The sequence below is a fragment of the Flavivirga eckloniae genome (assembly GCF_002886045.1).
In the GTDB taxonomy this organism is placed as follows: Bacteria; Bacteroidota; Bacteroidia; order Flavobacteriales; family Flavobacteriaceae; genus Flavivirga; species Flavivirga eckloniae.
Genome location: NZ_CP025791.1, coordinates 3922479 through 3943382, shown reverse-complemented (window position 1 = coordinate 3943382; position 20904 = coordinate 3922479). Strand labels below are relative to the sequence as shown.

General features: G+C 33.1%; 17 protein-coding genes. 2 read left to right on the top strand and 15 right to left on the bottom strand.

Annotated features, from left to right (window positions below):
* The first annotated feature begins 5 nt into the window (after window positions 1-5).
* Window positions 6-566: a pentapeptide repeat-containing protein gene (locus C1H87_RS16315; protein ID WP_102756840.1), complete on the top strand. Its 561-nt coding sequence runs from the start codon at window positions 6-8 to the stop codon at window positions 564-566.
* Window positions 567-620: 54 nt separating this feature from the next.
* Here C1H87_RS16315 and C1H87_RS16310 read toward each other — a convergent pair whose 3' ends face one another.
* The 3 genes from C1H87_RS16310 to C1H87_RS16300 form a co-directional block, all read right to left on the bottom strand.
* Entirely contained in the window at window positions 621-893 is a 273-nt protein-coding gene (locus C1H87_RS16310; RefSeq protein ID WP_102756839.1) for a hypothetical protein, read from the bottom strand.
* Window positions 894-905: 12 nt separating this feature from the next.
* On the bottom strand, window positions 906-1226 hold the full coding sequence (locus C1H87_RS16305) for a hypothetical protein (RefSeq protein WP_102756838.1): 321 nt from the start codon (window positions 1224-1226) through the stop codon (window positions 906-908).
* A gap of 507 nt (window positions 1227-1733) precedes the next feature.
* Entirely contained in the window at window positions 1734-4106 is a 2373-nt protein-coding gene (locus C1H87_RS16300) for a GAF domain-containing protein (RefSeq protein WP_102756837.1), read from the bottom strand.
* 310 nt (window positions 4107-4416) lie between these two features.
* Between C1H87_RS16300 and C1H87_RS16295 the strand changes: the two genes are divergently transcribed.
* On the top strand, window positions 4417-4839 hold the full coding sequence (locus C1H87_RS16295; protein ID WP_102756836.1) for a hypothetical protein: 423 nt from the start codon (window positions 4417-4419) through the stop codon (window positions 4837-4839).
* A 92-nt stretch (window positions 4840-4931) separates the two neighbouring features.
* On the opposite strand, the gene fsa is transcribed toward C1H87_RS16295, so the two are convergent.
* The 12 genes from fsa to C1H87_RS16235 all read right to left on the bottom strand — a co-directional run bounded on the left by fsa (window position 4932) and on the right by C1H87_RS16235 (window position 20901).
* Window positions 4932-5588, bottom strand: coding sequence for a fructose-6-phosphate aldolase (fsa, locus tag C1H87_RS16290; RefSeq protein WP_102756835.1), 657 nt, complete (start codon window positions 5586-5588; stop codon window positions 4932-4934).
* Window positions 5589-5647: 59 nt separating this feature from the next.
* Window positions 5648-7699: a transketolase family protein gene (locus C1H87_RS16285; RefSeq protein ID WP_102756834.1), complete on the bottom strand. Its 2052-nt coding sequence runs from the start codon at window positions 7697-7699 to the stop codon at window positions 5648-5650.
* Between the two features lie 360 nt (window positions 7700-8059).
* Window positions 8060-8260 (bottom strand): hypothetical protein, encoded by a 201-nt coding sequence (locus C1H87_RS23355; RefSeq protein ID WP_158655256.1) that lies wholly within the window; start codon window positions 8258-8260, stop codon window positions 8060-8062.
* A 329-nt stretch (window positions 8261-8589) separates the two neighbouring features.
* Window positions 8590-9648, bottom strand: coding sequence for a hypothetical protein (locus C1H87_RS16275; RefSeq protein ID WP_102756832.1), 1059 nt, complete (start codon window positions 9646-9648; stop codon window positions 8590-8592).
* Window positions 9649-9925: 277 nt separating this feature from the next.
* Window positions 9926-11404, bottom strand: coding sequence for a hypothetical protein (locus C1H87_RS16270; RefSeq protein WP_102756831.1), 1479 nt, complete (start codon window positions 11402-11404; stop codon window positions 9926-9928).
* 483 nt (window positions 11405-11887) lie between these two features.
* Entirely contained in the window at window positions 11888-12304 is a 417-nt protein-coding gene (locus tag C1H87_RS16265; RefSeq protein WP_102756830.1) for a hypothetical protein, read from the bottom strand.
* A gap of 78 nt (window positions 12305-12382) precedes the next feature.
* The gene (locus tag C1H87_RS16260) at window positions 12383-13024 is read right to left on the bottom strand and encodes a fasciclin domain-containing protein (protein ID WP_102756829.1); all 642 of its coding nucleotides are present in this window, start codon (window positions 13022-13024) and stop codon (window positions 12383-12385) included.
* 9 nt (window positions 13025-13033) lie between these two features.
* The gene (locus C1H87_RS16255; protein WP_102756828.1) at window positions 13034-14542 is read right to left on the bottom strand and encodes a RagB/SusD family nutrient uptake outer membrane protein; all 1509 of its coding nucleotides are present in this window, start codon (window positions 14540-14542) and stop codon (window positions 13034-13036) included.
* A 3-nt stretch (window positions 14543-14545) separates the two neighbouring features.
* Window positions 14546-18067 carry a SusC/RagA family TonB-linked outer membrane protein gene (locus tag C1H87_RS16250; protein WP_102756827.1) on the bottom strand — a complete coding sequence of 1174 codons (3522 nt, stop codon included), beginning with the start codon at window positions 18065-18067 and terminating at the stop codon, window positions 14546-14548.
* A 102-nt stretch (window positions 18068-18169) separates the two neighbouring features.
* Complete coding sequence (locus tag C1H87_RS16245) at window positions 18170-19363, bottom strand: FecR family protein (protein ID WP_102756826.1); 1194 nt, start codon at window positions 19361-19363, stop codon at window positions 18170-18172.
* 69 nt (window positions 19364-19432) lie between these two features.
* Window positions 19433-19984: an RNA polymerase sigma factor gene (locus C1H87_RS16240; protein WP_158655255.1), complete on the bottom strand. Its 552-nt coding sequence runs from the start codon at window positions 19982-19984 to the stop codon at window positions 19433-19435.
* 344 nt (window positions 19985-20328) lie between these two features.
* Window positions 20329-20901, bottom strand: coding sequence for a MarR family winged helix-turn-helix transcriptional regulator (locus tag C1H87_RS16235; RefSeq protein WP_102756824.1), 573 nt, complete (start codon window positions 20899-20901; stop codon window positions 20329-20331).
* Window positions 20902-20904 lie beyond the last annotated feature (3 nt).

Sequence of the window (20904 nt, the reverse complement as noted above, 5' to 3'; positions counted from 1 at the left end):
ATACATTGATTGAAAATAAAGATTTTGAAAATCTAAACTATTCAGAAAGCCCTTTAGAGCGAGGAGAATATGAAGATTGCAGGTTTACAAATTGTGATTTTGTAAATGCCGATTTATCAAACATATCTTTTACAGACTGCCTGTTTACTGATTGTCATTTTAGTTTAACCAAAATAGATTATACGATACTTAACGATGTTTCTTTTTCTAATTGTAAATTATTAGGTGTTCATTTTAACAACTGTGACGATCTATTTTTATCTGTGTCTTTTGATAATTGTAACTTGGAGCTATCTGTATTTTATAATTTAACATTGAAAAAAACGCTTTTTAAGGATTGTAATTTAACAGGTGTAGATTTTAGCGAAACGAACTTAACAGGTTCGACATTTCAAAATTGTAATTTAAAAAATGCTCTTTTTCAAAATACGATACTGGAACGCGCTAACTTAAAGACAGCTTATAATATATCGTTAGATCCCGAAAACAATAGAATGAAACATGCTAAGTTTTCAAAAGAGAATGTTTCAGGGTTACTTGGCAAGTATCAGATTAATATATCGTGATTTAAGTGATTATATATCCCAATCGCAACTCATTTCGATTAATACTACAACAACTTACCAAGGCAGAAGGTTAGGCCCATAAATTAGTAGCAAAACTAACCCAATTATGGTAATAATAATTCGATAGACAATACTTAGAAGGTTAGATTTAATCCATTTATTAACCATAGCCTCGTTTTCATCTTGTGTTTCATGGCTTTCGTCCTTATACACTTTTCTTGAGGCTTTGATGCCTATTTTACTTGAGTAATTAAACATTAATTTAAAAATAGCTATTATGGTTGCCAACAACCCAAAATAAAACAAAAATGCTCCTAAAAATTCCATATTAATTATTTTTTATTCAAAAAAACTTGCTAATAAATCACGAAATGCGGTTGATATGATAAATCCAATACCTCCAGCTACCGCCCATATAATTTTAGCTTTAAGAGGTGCTTTTAAAAACACATCATTAGCCGCAATCCGTTTTGTTCTTAAATCTTTATTAGTGTATTCTGTACCAGGTACTATAACCATGGCTAAGCCAGCCAAAACGAAAACGGGACCTGATAATAAAAATCTTAAAGTTGCTCCTTGTGCATAACTTGAGTAACCAATAACAGTAAATGCCAAACCTATTGTAAAAAAAAATAGACCAAATGTTTTTGAGGCTTTCATAAGTAATTATTCTTTTCTATGATATATTAAAAAGCTTTGTAAAGAGCTCTTATTTTCTGTAAATGTATCATTAAAACAAAATAACGAGTTGTCAAAAAGTTACTATTTTTAATTAATTACGTGATTTCGATATATTGAAATTTGATAATCAAGAATTTAAAATTTTTAATAATGAAACTTTATCATTCCGAACGCTATGGAGTGTAAAATACATTTTACTTGAACGTATATAGCGTGGCTTATTGAGAAGGAGAAATCGCAAGCATAACGGGTAATTAGGTGATCTAAGTGATGAGATATCTCAATTGTGCCACATTTCGATATGACATTTAGGTATGATTTTGCACATCGGATTAAGATATTATATATCTTACAAATTGAAAATATATAGGAATCAAACAGACTTTTTAACATTCCAGTGGATTACTGCCTTACTGAAACAAGTTCAGTACAAGTCGCAGGAATGGCAAAGTTAAATAGGTCTAATCAAAATAAAACAGAAGAAAATTAAGCCTTGATCTCTTTCATTAAATCATCGTAGGTATAGAATGCTTTATCATCTTCATTTTTATGATATAGCACACTTACACGGATGGCTTTAAGTCCGGTAACAGCCTGTAAATCCTGAAGCTCTACTATTTCTATATCGGTATCTAAATAGTGTTTGGATTGTAAAAATCTAATATATCTTAAGTACTCCCGTTCGTCTTGTTTTTGAGAGTATACTATACTTATTTTTCCTTTTTGGGTAACACGCTCTGTTGTTCCCTTTATATAAGCTTTGTCTACTCGTTTTTTTACAATTTCGTAACGGGCATTGTACGTACCATCTACATCGAATTGCTTTTCATCCATTCTAAAGCTTATAGTTAATGGCTGATTAAACACCAATATCATTGAAGCCACATCCAGCGATACTGGAAACTTCGACTGCATTTGATAATAGGAGTTTTCCATTTCGCACATGACCTGTAATTGCCATAAACGTAAATTATACAAATAGATAAGATTAAAGCTATCTTCTTTTGTAATGGATTCTCCAACGTACATATTATGCTCGACACCATCTGTTTTATAACGTTCGAAATAATGCGGATACATGAGCTGAGCTTCTACTTGTTTTGTATCTAAAAGTGCCGCCATCTCCTTATTAATTAAGGCAATGGTATCATCATACTCCTTTCTATGTCGGTAAAGCATATTTACTTTATCATCAATACTTTCAAAATAAGCATCAATCTGCCCTTTTAACTCATCTACGGAATATAGATGTTTAAGAATAGGCTCTATGTCTTGCTTGAAAAACTCAGAGATTTGTTGCTCACTATCTACCTGAAAATTATTTTCTATGGCTTTTAAATAATTTCCCGTTTGATATATAAATTGCTCATAAATTGGCAACCCTTCAATCTCCAAAGCGTTTTTAAATATCTTTTTAATGGCTTTTAATTGAAGTGTTAAATCTTGTTGCGTTGCTAAGTTACGTGCCTCCGATGATCTTTTAATATCTATTTGCCCATAAAGCGGATACACATTCTCAAAAGCTACCTTTTTAAAAATAGCTTGTTCGCCATTCATTTCAGATTTGATATAATTCTTTGCTTCTTTTTCAAATCGCCAATGTACACTAGGATGAATTGAGGTACATTCTTTTTGAATAATCGCCTCTATTAAATTTTCCTCTTCACTTTTAGATCGCTCTACTGCCGATACTATAAACGGCATAACGTCTATAAGTTTATTGGCGTTTATACTATTAAGTACCTGTGGTTTATTAGATACTATTTCTAATATCCCCATTAATCCTTTTTCGTTTGCTATGGGCGCAAAAATGGCACTTTTTATACCTTGTTCGTGTAATGCTTTAATATGCGGTGCACATCCTTTAGATAGTTTATATGTTTTTTCTACATCGGACACCGAAAAGTATTTATTTTCATTTAACAACCTATCGTAAGACCAACCACATAAAGCACCTTTACAATCTGTACTCTCCTTATTATTTATTAAATAACTATCCATACCCACACCATAAACACGTTCGAATGTTTGCTCTTCTTCATTATAGATTGAAAAACCAACTTTTATATCATTTATCCCTAAAAGGGATCTGAAAACTTCATGAAACTCTTCCATAAAACTTTCATCATTCCGCTTATCTTCCCCAATGAGATTAGATTTTATATTGGAAATGGATTGATCGTCGGTAACATCAAAAATATTTGAGATAACGAATCCTTTGAATATATAACTATTTGGCGGAAACTTCTTCTTCCAAAGTTCTATGTTTTCAAAATTATCTAATAATTCGTCATAATCTTCCTTGGTGATTTTTTTGGCTTTTTTTGTTGGAACGATTTCACAAAAATCTGCATTGTACAGTATTTTGTAATATCGAAGAATTCCGTTAGCATCTGGTATTTCGTAATAAAACGGTCTTTTAAAATTTAAATTATAACCATAACAAAAGTTCAAAATAATGGTACATGCAATAATGTATGTATCATCCTTTGGCATGTTTTTTATTTGAATCTCAAAATCGTCGCCAGCTGTTTTTATAATACTTTTAAACCGCTCGGAGGAATTAAAAATTAAATTATGGAAAGGAACTGATGCTGTTTTTATTTCATTATTGGTTAAAACCGGGCTAAATGAATCTTCTAGAATAATAGCTATTTCTTTTTCCCTTTCTTTTAACATGGAAAAATCGCTAAATCCTTTTTCTAATTCAGGATATGCACGAGCAGTATCCAAGATACGTTTGGCTTTTGCTGCAACAAATTCATCATCACTTTTAGCCAAAGCTTCGTAATGCCTGAGCAGTATATTAAAACTCACGCTTAATTCTAAAGGCGATTCGATATTATCGTTAATATCCATATTATTAGTTCTATTAGAATACAAAGTTACGAATTATTGCTTTAGTCGATATAAACAAGACTTGATAACACTATAAATGTTACAAGTTTTTATGTTAAAATTTCACTGTTATTTTCGCCTGTTTAAATTGGTCTCAACTACTTCAATTTTTCATCTTTAGTTTTTATAAAAACACCTCTTTTTGTTTATTGAATTTTTAACTTATTAACATAATTAAACATGAATTGTTCGTAATTATTTAAGTAAAAAATTACAGACTTGGTAATTTTGTATATATTTAACTACAAGAAAACTGATAAAATTTAACATTATGTTTTCAAAAACGAATCTAATTTCAACAATTATCACCACCCTTTGGGGATTTCTTGGTGGCTGGTTACTTTGGGGAGTTATTGGCGACCCTTTATTAAAGAATCATGTGATTACTAATGGTCTTATGAAAGATATGCCAAACATGGCTGTATTAGCTATTGGCTGTTTAGTTTTAGGATTTGCATTTTCAGTTTTATATTCAAAATGGGCTCGAGGCACACATGGTGTTTCCCACGGTGCTCAGTTTGGTATCTGGGTTGGTATTTTAATAGGCTTAGGTAACGGACTTATAGACCAATCAACATCGAATCTTCTGGATTTATCCGGAACAATTATAAATGCCATCATTTACATTGTTCACTTTATAATTATGGGGATTTTGGCAAGTTTAACTTACAGAAAGTTTGCTTCGGAAGGATAAAAATTTTAATATGTGACTAATTCAAATGAAAGAGGCTACCTAAAAGTTTTTTTTTAGACAGCCTCTTTAACTTATTTAGATTTGAAAACCTTTTACTGATTTCCTTTCTTATAGTCTTCTAAAAATTTAGCTAAACCAATATCTGTTAATGGGTGTTTAAGCAACCCTTTAATTGATGATAATGGTCCCGTCATAACATCAGATCCAATTTTAGCACAATCTATTACGTGCATTGTATGACGAATCGATGCTGCTAGTATTTGAGTATCAAAACCGTAGTTATCGTAAATCTGTCTTATTTCGGCAATTAAATGTAAACCATCTGTAGAAATATCATCCAATCTTCCTAAAAATGGTGATACGTAAGTCGCTCCTGCTTTAGCTGCTAACAAAGCCTGTCCTGCAGAAAACACTAAGGTTACATTGGTTCTTATTCCCTTATCTGAAAAATATTTACAAGCCTTAATACCATCTGCAATTAGAGGTAATTTCACAACAATTTGTGGGTGCAAAGCGGCTAATTTTTCTCCTTCTTCTACCATACCTTCAAAATCGGTAGATATTACTTCAGCACTAACATCACCATCTACTAAATCACAGATTTTTTGATAATGTGCTAAAATATTTTCAGCACCAGTAATGCCTTCTTTTGCCATTAATGATGGGTTTGTTGTAACACCATCTAAAACTCCTAAAGCTTGTGCTTCTGCAATATCTTCTAGGTTAGCTGTATCTATAAAAAATTTCATTTGTTTTGTTTTTATTGTTTTCCGTTATACTTAAATCTTTGGCTTTCGTATTTTAATACTTAAACTTTAGCTACAGATGCTTCGTTTAAATATTCAATTACATTTTGGCATACTTTTTCTCCTGTAAAACCAAATTTATCATCTAAAACACCTGCTGGTGCTGAATAACCAAAATGATCTACGCCAAATACTTTACCATTTTCTCCTACAAGACCTTCTAAGTTTATTGGTAAACCGGCCGTTAAACCATATAACGGTTTGTTTTTTGGAATAACACTTTCTTGATATGATTTAGGTTGCAATCTAAATACACCTTCCGAAATTATTGAAGCTATATTTGCTTTAATATTTTCTTTTTCTTCAAGTAATTTTGCTGCCTCAATCAAGGTTGAAACTTCAGATCCGTTAGCTACTAAAACCACATCTGGATTCTCAACTTCTTTTACTAAATACCCGCCTTTTTCTGCTGCTAAGGCTTCTTGATATCTCGACGCTCCATTAGCTGGAACATCTTTAATACCTTGTCTAGACAGTATTAAACCAGATGGTGTATCTTTATTTTCTAAGGCCATTTTCCATGCTACAGCAGTTTCTGCTGAATCTGCCGGACGTAACGCCAAGAAACTATTCTTTCCTTTATGGTTTTTAAGCTTTTCTAATAATCTTATTTGTGCTTCTTGCTCGATTGGTTGGTGTGTAGGACCATCTTCTCCAACACGGAAAGCATCATGCGTCCAAACATATTTCACACCTAATTCTTGAATACCGCTTAAACGAATTGCTGGTTTCATATAATCTGAAAACACAAAGAATGTTGCTACTACAGGAATAATTCCTCCGTGTAGTGCGATACCATTTGCAATACATGCCATAGTTAACTCTGCAACACCGGCTTGTAAAAATGAACCACTAAAATCTCCTTTTTGTAAGGCTTGTGTTTTCTTTAAGAAACCATCTGTTTTATCACTATTAGATAAATCTGCAGACGATACGATCATGTTTTCTACATGCTCTGCTAAATACGCAAGTACATTAGAAGATGCAGCTCTGGTTGCTAATCCTGCTTTATGCTCGATAGATTCAAAATCTAATTCTGGCAATTCACCAGATAAGAAGTAGTCTAACTTGTCTGAAAGTTCTTTATTAGCTTGTTTCCAAGTTTCAATCTCTGCTTTCTTTTCAGCTGCTTTAGCTGTTTTTTCTTTTAATAACGTGTCGTAAAAAGCACTTACATCATCATACTTATCAAAAGGAGCCTCTGGATTTGCACCTAAGTTTATTAAGGTTTTTGTGTAATCTGCTCCGGTGTGTCCGATAGGTTGTCCGTGTAGTTCACAGTATCCTTCAAACATACTTCCGTCTGCTGCTACACAACCTTTACCCATAATAGTTTTACCTATTATTAGCGTTGGTTTTTCTGTTTCGTTATTAGCATCGGTTAATGCTTTTCTAATTTCATCGTGGTTATGGCCATCGATAGTAACAACTTTCCAACCCCATGCTTCATATTTCATGGCTGTATCTTCTGTAGTTACCTCATCTGTTGATGTGGATAACTGAATATCGTTAGAATCGAAGAACATTATAAAGTTACTTAATCCTAAATGACCTGCAATTCTACCTGCTCCTTGAGAGATTTCTTCTTGTATACCTCCATCTGAAATAAACCCATAGATTTTATGGTTCATCCAATCTCCAAATCTGGCTTCTAAAAATTTCGCCGCAATTGCTGCTCCTACTCCCATAGTGTGCCCTTGACCTAAAGGCCCTGAAGTATTTTCTATACCTCTGGCAACATCAACTTCTGGGTGCCCTGGCGTAATGGAACCCCATTGTCTGAAATTTTCAATATCTTTTTTCTCATAATTTCCTAAAAGGTAATACTGTGCATACATTAACGTAGATAAATGCCCAGCATCCATAAAAAAACGATCTCTAAACGGCCATGCCATATCTGACGGATCGTAATTGAAGAACTCAGAGTATAAAATATGCATAAAATCTGCGCCTCCCATAGGTCCTCCCGGATGGCCTGAATTTGCTTTTTCTACCATAGCTACAGCTAATGCTCTTATATTATCTGCCGCCTGCTGATCAATTTTCTTGTTCATTTTAAATTATGATTTATGTTTAATTCTATTTAGTAAATCTCCCGAATTAATTAAGAAAACATGTAGATTTTACATCTAAAAATTCCTTTTTAATACAGTAGAAAAATATATTTTGCAAATATATAATCTTTAACCTGTTAGGTCTTATTAAAATTGAATTATTTAATAACAACTATTAACATATTTGTTAAACGGATACTTTCTCTTAAATAATGACTATAAACTAACACATATAGGTAATAAAAAATGGCTTTATTGCTTTAGAAAATTTCACTTATTTCCTTTTTTATAAACCTCATCTGTTTACGTATATAAACTTTAAAAATTAGATATTAAAAGAAGTATACCACACACAAGACCTCATGTATTGCTTACTCTCCAAAATGATAGTGTTAATTCCGTTACTTGGAGTGTATTATCTAACTTAGTATTGGTAAGCAGCAACAATACTTCTGCTACAATAAGATTTGGATCTTCGCCAGGTTCAGGTTTTGTTCGGGCTTCATTCAATGGTATGGTTCTAACACAGAATGTTACATTCGGCCCTCCTCCTTTATCCATTACAGTTCAAGGTTCAGGACCATTTGGTCAACTCAATGTCAATGATAATGGGAGTACAGCTCCTTATAAATTTTATAAAAATGGACTTTACATTTTGAAGATAACCAGTGGAGAAATTAACGAAACACATCAAATTATAGTAAAATAAAAAACTATATCATTAAGACTATACTTGATTATTATTTAGGAGATTACTAAAGACATACTCAAAACAAAAAAGCTTCTTGTTTCCAAGAAGCTTTTCCTTTATTTAATACAAACAAGGAAAATCGAACTTATATCCTTATAGTACTAAAACATGAATTTGCTATTAATCTTATGCCTATAGTTTAATGATCTGCTCCAACATTCGAGCTATTGGGAACGACTATACCATCCCAGGTTTTTAAACCAGGATTAACTCCCGTTGCAACACCTAGTACAGGTGGTTTCCCTATAGCATTACTATTTGATGCTGATGTGTAACATTGTGAATCGTTTATGGTTACGTTAACTGTATTAAAACCAATTCCAATTGAAAAATGGTTATTTACATCATTGTATCGAGTAATTCGTTCAAATACACCATTTATTACTTGAGTCTCTTCTCCTGAATTGGTATTTGCTCCAACGATAATAACATCTCTCATATATACATCTTCACACCCTCGATGCATTCGTAGTCCATTTTTTGATGTATTATTGGAGTTAAAATAAGAATCAACTATTACAAGGTTTTTAATCGACTGAAACCGGTTGTTTTGAGCATCAGATTCTAAACGAACATTAGCAAGAATAAAGTTTTTACCTCTAAAGTCTGTTCCGTTTTTTCCTTGCACAAAAAGTGCCCAATCTCCATCATTGTTTCCGTTCTGCACTTCTAAAGTTGAATTGATAAGAGCCACTCGGTTCCATTCTGTAGCAGCCCCTGAGAAATTATTCAACTTCCCTCCATTTGTAATCGCATGTAGATTATCAATCAATATATCTCCGTGTTCACTATCCATAACAATTGGTCCAGTAGTTACTAAACCGCCTACCCAATGTATTCTAGTTCCTGTAAAACTCAAACGCCCTTTTATCTCTGCGGCATCTTCTAGAATAAATTCACAATCATTACAGGTAATATTAATATCATTATAAGTTCCAGCTAATACTTTAGCTGATATGCCATTAATGGATGCCGCGTTTTGAAACTCGGTATTATTAGTTACTTCTATTTGTTTCGTGATTTCGGGTTTGAGGGGCCATTCTATGTCGGCAACAATATCAGGAAGTGTCCCTAAATCATACGCTGAATTTCTCAAATTCTCTTGAGCTTCATTCTTATTTTTATCATTGTCATCATTACTACAGGCTGTCAAAATCAGACTAATTATTATAATTGCTATTAACCTTTTTTCATTCATAAATTTTTCTTTTAAATTTTATATACTAATCGTTTTTCAATTGTACTATAAAACCAAATATATTAAACTAATTTTATTTAGCAACTGGTTTCTATTTGAAACTAGATGAATTAACATAATTAGTATAAAAAAAATCGACAAATGGTAGTATGTTTATATTAAGATTGTTTCATACTATCTTAAAATAAAAATAAGAGGCTATCGAACACTTTAACAATAGCCTCTTTCTTTATATGAGTGACTAACTCAAGATCTATTTCCAAAAGGAAATAAAACTTTATTTTGTAGATATTATTATAGTAACAGGATCTCCCGAAAAACCATCAAAAAACTGAATGACCGTTAACGTTATAATACCAGTAGTTTCATCATAAGTACCTCCTCCTTCAACTTCCAATGTAGAAAAGCTCGAGCAATTCTCATAGGTTTGTCTTACAACGGTAACAGTACCGTTAGTGGCTCCATCAGAATCTGGTGTTAGCACAAGATCTAATGTTTGAACACCAGCTTCGCAGAAAAACAAAGAGACATCTAAATCAACATAATCAACCTCTACTGTACTGCTTATAGTTAACGCTCCACAACTCGTTACTGTTCCTGTAACATCAAAAGGATCCCCAGAAGGAAACTGATTGGTAGCTCCAGCATCATTTGAAAGGGTGCCATCCCAAACATAGGCATTTACACCACAAGCAAGATCTGTAGTATATCTAACTTCATTATCTGTAGAAGTACTTGCCTCATTAGCGGTTCCTACTGAATTAGCAACGGTGTTCGCAGCTAAAGTTGCTGTAACCTTATCTAACTCCGTCATACCTGTTACAGTAAAGCTCCATGCTATATTATCTGTAGATGTTGGACCGGTTGTAACGGTTCCTGTAGTACCACTTAATGTGATATCATCTGCGGTAAAAGTCGCAGCATCTATTGCCTCATTAAAAACCACTGTAAATTCTATTGAGTCTATATCTGTAGGATCTGCTTGGCTCGCTGCCTGATCTATTGTAACTTCAACTGTAAATATTAAGGTTGAATCGTATGTAATCATATTATCGGTAGAAGTACTTGCTTCGTTAATTGTACCATCTACAGTCGTAACTGTATCCTCATCTATAGTAGCGACTACAATATCATTATCTGTCATGCCGGTTACTATAAAGTTCCATGTGATGTTATCTGTTGACGTAGGCCCTGTAGTAATGGTTCCTGTAGTGCCACTTATGGTGATATCATCGACTGTGAAAGTTGCAGGATCAATAGCCTCACTAAAAACTACTGTAAATTCTGCTGAATCAATATTAGTAGGATCTCTTTGGTTAGTTGCCTGATCTATCGAAATGGCCACTTTTGAAAAAGTGACTGTTTTGTTAGTAAAAAAACTGGCTTTATTACTATCGCCTGCCATATTGGTAACGACACCTGCAGGTATAGATGCTGCTACAGCATCACCGTTTGTCATACCTGTAACGATAAAACTCCATGTGATGTTATCTGTTGATGATGGACCCGTGCTAACCGTTCCTGTAGTATTATTTAAGTTGATAACATCTGCTGTAAAAGTTGTAGGGTCGATAGCCTCACTAAAAACTACTGTGAATTCTGCTGAATCTACATCTGTTGGGTTTTCCTGGTTTGCTGCTGGACTTACAGAAACTGTTAAGACTTTTGGTGCGTTAGGAGCTCCGTCGTCATCATTTGTACAGGACCCCAGAAGCCCCAGCACAATGAGTATAATACATAAATATTTATTATTCATAATCATTTAAATTAGGTTAGATTTTTTTATAAGTGGTTTATTTATATCATTGACCTATGTGATCAAGTATTACTTCTTCGGCTTCAAAACTATTGCATAAGCATTAGCATTATTCAAAAGCTTTTTAGCAATTTTTTGTAGGTTTTTTATATTTGGATTTTCAGGGATGAGGCTATCAAAATTCAATTTTTAAGCAAAGTAACCTAAATGGCATACTGTAAAAGTTGTGGTTAATTGCTTATTACCATTCTATAGAAATTATTCCTACTTCTCTGTTTGTTTGATCAAGAGACTATTCTTAAGAATAGCCTCTTTCACTTCTGCTTATGTGACTAATTAAAATCCTTTTTAAAAAAAGGAAAACAAATTTTAATGTAAAGATGCCTTTCGAAACTAAAATCTAAAACGATTTTCTTTCTACATGGAAAGCACCTTAAAACTTATGATGGTATGTCGATTATTTAAAAGAAACTAAAGCGCTTCTTATTCAATAATAATTGTAAAAACATCTGGTACGATATCTGAGTAACCTTCGTTATCGACTTTAAGACTTATTAAATAACTACCTGGTGGAATGGTGTTATTTAAGGGTACTTGAATAACACCATTTCCTCTTACCGTTACTTCTTCCTTAAATTTCTCCAAATCGAAAGTAGTTTCTGATTTAACATCGTATATAGACATGAGGATTGGCGCTGTTCCCTGAATACCCTGAATTGGGAGCGTTACCCAAGGCACATCGTTATCAATTCTTTGTTGATCTGCATTTGCATAATTTATTACGATACCATTAGGGTCGTATAAAGCAAATTCTGTGGTTAAAAAACCTATTTTTTGATCTTCACATGCGGTTATTCCCAAAAAGAATAACGTTAATAATATGAATGTATATTTTTTCATTATTTATGATTTAAAGATGTTAGTTAAAACATGCAACGATAGAGCGGTTTTACTTCGATGCATGTTTCGTAATATTTTTTAAAGCCCTCCAAAAGTATAGGTATAGTTCAAGGAGTGGATCACACCGTTATCACATACAATATCTGGAGAAGCCACAGGTATTTTTTGATCTAAATCTCTTGAATGCAATCTCAGGTTTATAGCTCCAGATCTTGGAACACCACCAAAATCACCTTGTTCGGTGTATGCAAAAATGACATTTCCTCCTTCTGTAGTAAGCTCCACACCTCCATCCTGCTCTGGATCTAAAACCTGAATGGTTGGATTAATTCCGGGAATATCCTCTTTCATCAATCTTTCATTTATCACGTGCATTAAAATCATATCACGACAAACATCTACTGGAATTTCAGAAACATTGTTATAAAGAATTGGATTGAAAGATTCCCCACCCAACATCCACCTTCTAATGGAATGGCTAGTAGGACCAAAAAATGTGATATCTGCAAAGTTTGAATCACTTCCATTAAACATATTCTCTAAACCTCCTCTTATAATAATAGCTTGTGTTAACTCCCAGTTATATGGGTCTGAGGCGAAATACTCCATCATGTTACCATCAAAAGTACCATTAGAAATGCCCGTATCTATAAAATTATCTTCTGTTTCGCAAGAAACTATTGCAAAAACAAGACTTAGTATTATTAATATTTTTTTCATGTTTTATTTTTAAAGTAAGCCAGACCAAAATATATTTTGCGTCATTAATGGGTTATTATCGAAAGCCTTAAATGGTGTAAATAAGAATAGTGCGCCGTTCTCTACATCCTGCTGAGATAAAAGCGAAAAAGAGTCATCAATTAGCTCTGTTGCCCAATATCCGTTTCTAACCACATCTAAATACCTGTTGTTCTCCCATAGCAGTTCTTTTTCTCTTTCTTTAAACACCATATATTGTACGTTACCTTCAGAAGCAGTATATAAATCTGCTCCAGCTCTAGCTCTAATGGTATTTAAATCTTGTATAGCAGCACCATCGTTCCCCATTTTTGCATAACACTCAGCTCTTAATAGTATAATATCTGCGAGCCTGTAAAAAACAGCATCACTAACCAAGTAGTCGAAGGAAAGTCCAAAAGACTCCTCTGATATTTGTCCTTCTCTGAATTTATATGGATATGCATAACCTCCTGTTATACTTGGGTCTTTTGCTTTTTGTACTTCAAAATCATAAAAATAGGCAGCCTTTCTCTCATCTCCATTAGTGTACATAGCGTCAACAGTGCTATTATTTATTCTAAATTTATTGAATTTTATATCTCCTTCTCCTTCTATACCTACAGGAAAAGCTAAAAACCCATCAACAGTATGGTAGGTGTTAGAAAATCTGGTTTCATTGGGAATTAAGGCGGCTTCAAAAATACTTTCAGTTGTATTGCCTCCTTTTATTACAGATGTCACCACGTCTTCTGGACTTGCCGCAAGTGTAACATTTGGACTATCTATGATAGCTGTTGCACTTTGTATGGCCTTTTCGTAGAATTCTGGTTTATCTTCAAGGGACCCTTTCCATGCGTAGGCATGTGTTAAAACCGACAGAGCCGCTTCTTTACTTGGAAGATCTCTGGATTGTACTGAATCTCCGTTACCATCTTTTAAAGCATTTATGGTTGGTAATAATTGAACCGCTTTTTCTGCGTTTTCAATACAAAAATCAATCACTTCTTCAAAAGTTCCTTTTTTCTTGGGCCCTACATCTCCATCAAATTTAACAAGAGGTGCTTCTCCCCATAATTGTGATAATTTTAAATACCCATATGCCACATAAAAATTCCCTAATCCATTATAAAAGTCTTTCCGTTCCTCTGTAATATTAGCATCATCTGTATGCCTGAGTAGTACATGACCTCCTGCTATTATTCTATAAAGCTCTTCCCAGTGTGTAATAACCCTATAGTTTAATAAACTATTTGGTGAGATCCCTACTTCTTCCAACCCTAGAGATGAGGCATCATCAAAAAGAATTCCACGACTATACCATTTAGACTGGTTAGGGCTAAATGCATGAAATTTCATATCTAATCTAATACTATTCACGAACGTGTAAAGTTCTTCATCAGTATTAAAAAAATTCTCAAATGTTACTGAATTTTCGGGTGTTACATCAAGATAATCTGTACAAGATTGTGAGAAACACAAACATAAAATACTAACAATTATTAATTTTATATTTTTCATTTTTTATAGCTTTATTGTTAAACCTAAAGTGAGTTTTCTCGCTAATGGAAAAGTTTTTCCATTATCAATACCTGTAGTTATATTTACAGTTTCAGGATCTAAGCCAGAATAGTTGGTTATTGTAAATAAGTTTTCTCCACTAAAGAAAAACCGAACACTATCAAAAACCTTCTTTTTAAACAGCGTTTTTGGTAAGGTATATCCTAAGGTTAGTGTTTTTAATTTCACATAATGTACATGTTCAATAAGTCTATCCTGAATTGGTACAAAATTTGAATTGAAGGCCCCCGTACGATAGATCGGGTAATCTGGATTATCCCCTGGTTGTTGCCAAAAGGTATCATCTGCATTTATAAAAAGCGGGGCAGCTGTTTCGATTAATATGGATTCTGAAGCAGCAGTATTAACCATATCTCTACCAAAAGAAAATGAAAACAGCATATTTAGATCAAAATTCTTCCATCTTACTTCATTTATAAGACCTCCTGTTACATCCGGCAAAGTACTTCCTAAATATACTTGATCCCTATAGTCTATAATAAAGTCTCCATTTACATCTACAAACTTCACATCTCCTGGACGATGGTAACTATTCTGAGAAAAGTCATTACTTACCCTGTTTAATTCTCCATTGGAATTATAATATTCAACAACCTCATCATCAGTCTGTATAAATCCATCGGTTTTAAAGCCATAAATTGAATTAATCTCTCGCCCTAAAACAAAATACTTTTTTTCATTTAGATCAAGAATGTCCCTATCATTAAAACTATCGGCAAACCTATTATAATTTTTTGCCAGGTTTAAAGACACACGCCAAAAGTCCTGTTTATCCCTAAACACATCGTATTTAAATTCCAGTTCAAACCCATGATTAACTATGGCCGCTGCATTTATCCATTGCGACTGATAGGTAGAGTAATTCCCTGGGAGTTCCACTTTATATAATAGGTCTTTTGTATGTCTATTATAATAATCTGCAGTTACACTTAATCTATAGTTAAAGAAATTAAAGTCTACACCTATATCAAGTTGTCGGGTCTCTTCCCAAGACAAGTTCGGATTATAAAATCCTTCACCCCAGTTTGGGGCTATAGTTGCTTGCCCGTTATAAACTCCTCGGCTCTCTAAGACTCCATACGCCAAATAAGGACTACTAAATGTATTTCCTGATAGTCCGTAACTTGCTCTTAATTTTGCAAAATCTAAAGACTTAAATCCTTGCATGAATTTTTCTTCTGAAAAATTCCATCCTAATCCTACCGAAGGGAATGTGGCCCATCTTAAATTCCGTCCAAATACAGAACTACCATCCCTTCTCATTGTAGCAGTTAATAAATATTTTTTCTTATAATTATAATTTAATCTACCAAAAAGACTATGTAATTTACTCTCTAAAAAATCAGATCGATACGTTTTAAGTGGATCTATCCAAAATTCGCTTCTTTCAATTAAATTAGGCCACCCTTCTTTTCCTACATATTTTACTAAATCACTTGGTCCTCCTCTAGCTGATCCTCCAACATAATGCGATACATCTCTTTGAAAAGATACTCCTAATACAACACCAATATTATGATTATCATTAATACTTGTCTTATAATTTAACAGTGATTCATTTAAAAAAGTAATATTTCTTGAGATTTCACCTGCAGATTCCGATTCATTAAACAAACTCAAAGCTGCAGGTCGAAAGCTATTTCTATTATTCTGACTAAAATCTACAGATACTGTGTTGCTTATGTTTATATCCTTACTAAAGTCATATTGAAGTTGAAGGCTTGATCGTAACCTATAGGTAATATTCTTTTCTTCCTGAGATTTGAATCTCTGGACTGCATCTTCTGTTGCTTGATTATTAAAAGGTAAGAGTGTTGACAAATTATAGGGCTCATCTGGCACCAGTTCAATATCCCGTCCACTGGCTAATCCACCGCCTCTAACTCCTCTGCTCCTATCTGCTAATGATAAATAATTATTTAAATTAAGTGATAGTTTATCTACGGGTTGTACACGGAAATTACCTAACAGATTTGTTCGTTTAAATCCTGTTCCAACAACAATCCCTTCTTCGTCATAATACCCCAAACCTATACTATAACTCATATTTTCTCCACCGCCATAGGTTTGAATATTGGCATTTCTAATTTTTGCTTCTCTATATATTTTTTTGTAAAAGTTGGTAGAGTTATTATAAAACGCATTCAGACTGTCTTGTACTATAAACCCATCTTTTAATTCGTCGACAGAACCGTTGCCCCAAAAACCATCAAATGTACCCAATTCTCCCCAGGCTTCTTCATAAGACCCTGGGTATATCCAAGTTCCTAGTGCTGGATCAAAATAGGCGTTTCTTTGCGCTTTTCTTCCATTGATTTTAAAAATACGTTCTCCTCTTCCTCCATATACCGTTGGGTATTCTGGAAGTACTGAAAGGGTTTCTGAGTAGTTTACTGTAAAATTTCCTTTTTGATTTTTTCTTCCTTTTTTAGTTGTTACCAAAATAACACCATTAGCAGCCCTTGAGCCATAAAGGGACGTTGCTGATGCATCTTTTAATACGTCTATCGACTCAATAACTTCTGGGTTAAGGTCGGCAAGCCCATTGGTTCCTGTTACTGGAGATGTAAACGAACTCATTGGCACGCCATCAACAATCCATAATGGATTACTAAATCGTCTCCCTGCTTCTATACCTAATGAATTAAACCCTCTAATTACTATATTCGTTCCGCCGCCTCCTGGAGCTCCAGAAGAATTTGTAACACTCACCCCACTAAGCCTACCTTGCAATAAATTTGCAACACTTGAGCTTGGTATATCTTTTATATCTTCAGATTTTATGGTAGACACAGAGCCTGTCATCTCTCTTTTATTAGTTTCTCCATATGCCACTATAGTTACTTCATCTAGAGCACTAAGTTCTTCTTCCATTTTTACTGACAATGGTATGCCTTCTACATAATTAACTCTTTTAGTTTTATATCCTATGGATGAAAACACCAATATACCCGTCGCTTTTTCCGCTCTTATTTGGAACCTTCCATCGTAATTGGTTGTTGTTCCTCTGTTTGCTCCATCCAGTAAAACCGTTACTCCTGCTAGCGGGTCCCCTTTTGCGTCTGCTACAAAACCAGTAATAGTGATATTCTGATTGGCACTTTCTTCAATAAAAATAGTATTGGCATTTGTGAAACTAATTTTGAAATCTCCGTTAGAAAGACTTTGCTTAAGTAGTTTATTTACCTTAATGATTCCTTTTTTAAGTTCTACTTTTGGAAAGTCATTAAAAAGATCTGATTGGTAAATAAATTTATAATCGGTCTGATCACTAATTAGTTGAAATACCTCATCTACGGTAATAGTAATATCTGTATCTATATTTACTTTAGCATTTTGCGATACAATATTGTTTGGAGTCAAACCAAATACCGAAGTACATAACAAGAAAATAAAGGCCCTCATAATAATCCTTAGCAGCTTTCCCCGAAAGAAGAAAAGCGGGTTAGTTAATTTAATTTTCATAAATTTGTTTGTGTTAGTTAATTAGTTATTGTCTAGTTAATTAATCATTAAAAATGGAGGGGAGTGTTTACCTTGAGACGTTCATACTCCTGCTCCTTTTTTCTATTTAAGCGTAATTGTGTTTTTATCTATAACATAAGAATTTATAATTTTTGTGTTCTTAATTAGTATTAGTATCTCCTCTATATTTTGATTTTTTCCTAACTCACCCGTAAATTCAATATCTTGAAGTGATGAATTTGAAAAAACAACATTAACATCGTACCACCTTTCTAGCACTTTCATAATGTACTTTAAAGATTTTCTGCTGAAGACAAAATCTCCTTTTTTCCAGCTTATTTCATTTTTAACATTTATAGGATTGACCTGAATTCCTTTTGTATTAACATTAAGAACCAGCTGTTCGTTTGGGTTTAATTTTTGTTTTTTAACACCATTACTAAGTGCTATACTTCCTTCTATTAAGGTTGTATATATATGGTTTTCATCTTGATAAGCTTTTATATTAAATTCTGTACCTAAAACCTCCACTTCTTGATCTCCTGTAAAAACTTTAAATTTAGCCCCCTTATGATCGCTACTTGGAGATACTTCAAAATAGGCTTCACCGTAAACTAATTCTACTTCTCGCAGTTCGCCTTCTATAAAAAATTTAGGGTATTTTAGTTGGCTTTCAGAATTCAACCAAACCTTTGTTCCATCAGATAGTTTCACAAAAAACTGTCCACCCCTTGGAATTGTTAAATAGTTATAACTAATTTCTGGTTCAGTTTTGCTTATTGCGTTATACACTATTTCCTTATCATTACTACTTATATTATTCGTTTGATATTTTTGACCTTTCCCTAAAGGAACTTTAGATCCATCTTCTAACGTTAATACAGCTTTATCTGTTCCCACTTCAATATCATTATTAACAATAATCGGCTCATCAAATTGTTGTTGAATAGCCTTCTTATTTAGAAATATTGTTAACGTTGCCATCAATAAAACTGATGCAGCAACAGCATATTTCCAATAAAGCTTTATCGGCTTTTTCTCTTTTTGGGAAGCTTTTATAATAAGCGGACGTTCAAGTTGGGATACTACCTTATTCCAAGCATGGTTCTTATCTAAAGTTTCAACAAAACCAATTCGCCGAGTCTTTTTATAGAATTGCAAGAAATTTAAAAACTGCTGTTTGTTTTCAGGATCTTGGTCGATCCATTCCTTAAGTGTTTTAAACTGTTCTTCTGTAATTTCATTGGCCGTATAGGCAACGAAAAGTTTAAGTATACTAGTATTGATGGTGTCCATTTTTAACCTGGTTGTATACTACATATATCCCAAGATGATAAAAATGGGTGACAAAAATTTAATCTTTTTTTAAACTAGCAGTAATATTATAACAACATTCAAAGAATTACGAAGTTGTTTTAAGGCTCTGGAATAATGTGTTTTTACTGTATTTACAGAGATATTTAGTAGTTCTGCAACCTCTTTATATTTTAAATTTTCTAGCACAATGGCTTTAAATACTTCCTTGCTTTTTAAAGGCAATGTTTCAATTTCTCGATATAATTTCACCTTTTCTTGTTCGATCGAATCTATATCAATGGTATCTACTATCAATTCATTGATCTTATTTTCTAGGTCTTCGAATTTATATTGCGCATTTTTTTTTACCCTTTTAAGCGTATTGTTTTTTATTGCTTTAAATAAATATGGTCCTATGGTTCCATCTAATTTTTGATATAATTTTTCATCCCATAGTTTTACAAAAAAGTCCTGAACAATATCTTCTGCCAACTCAAAGGAATCACAATATTTTAGGGCATAGATACTTAATGGCATGTAATAGTGGTCAAACAATTGTTTATAACCAGTAGCCTCATTATGCTTAATTTTTTCAAGAATTTGCGAATCGCTTAACTTCATAACATATTCATACATCAAAGATCAATAGCATGTAATCTTTCATGTACTTAGAAAAAGTACCCCCATTTGCACTGAGTATCAATAATAATGACAATGTAAGCAATTTTTTATTATGCTTATTCTCGGCAAATTACAAAAAAATATGAGAACGTCTTATGGAATATCTTTCTGCATACAATTTCGATGTCATTTGCTAAAAAAGCCTCTCAATTTCTTGATAAGCTTCCAGTTTTTAGAGTGAAGTGATAAACTTATATTCCACACTTATTTTTATTTTTTTAATACTTTGAAACCTAGAACTCTAAACAATTTTGCAATTGTAAAAAATGTTTTCCGCAGTATTCCTAATTTGTTTCAATAAATTCCGGACAATCTAACTTTATTTCAGAATCTAAAAGTTCTTTCTCTAAAAGATTACAATAATGTTGTTCGCCATTGGCTTTATAAAATTTACAGCCAAAACACATTCTTTGCACCGTGAGAACCCCCGAACGATTTAATTGATAAATTAACCTGGTAATTGTTTTATAGAGAATGTTAAAATCTTCTTCGCTAATGTTGTTTAACTGTTCTTTGATGGGGTTTGCAAAGTTTTCGGTTTCATTTACAATTGCTCTTCCTTTAAGAGAGAGCATCAGTGTATAGCTTCGACTATCTTCAGAAGAAAAGTCTTTTATTAATAATTTTTTATTCACCAGTACCCTTATGGCATCACTAATGGTTGGCTTTGTTACATTAAACTCTTTTGCCAAATAACTAACATTGCATAATTCCTGTTTGTGATAAGTAATAAAATTAAGAATCTGTATTTGAATAGGGCTTAACTTTAGTTTTTTAGCTTGTTCCCATAGCAGTACTTTATAAACTTCTGAAAGTCTACTTAAACCAGCTGTTATTTTTGAACTTAAATCCTCCATCTA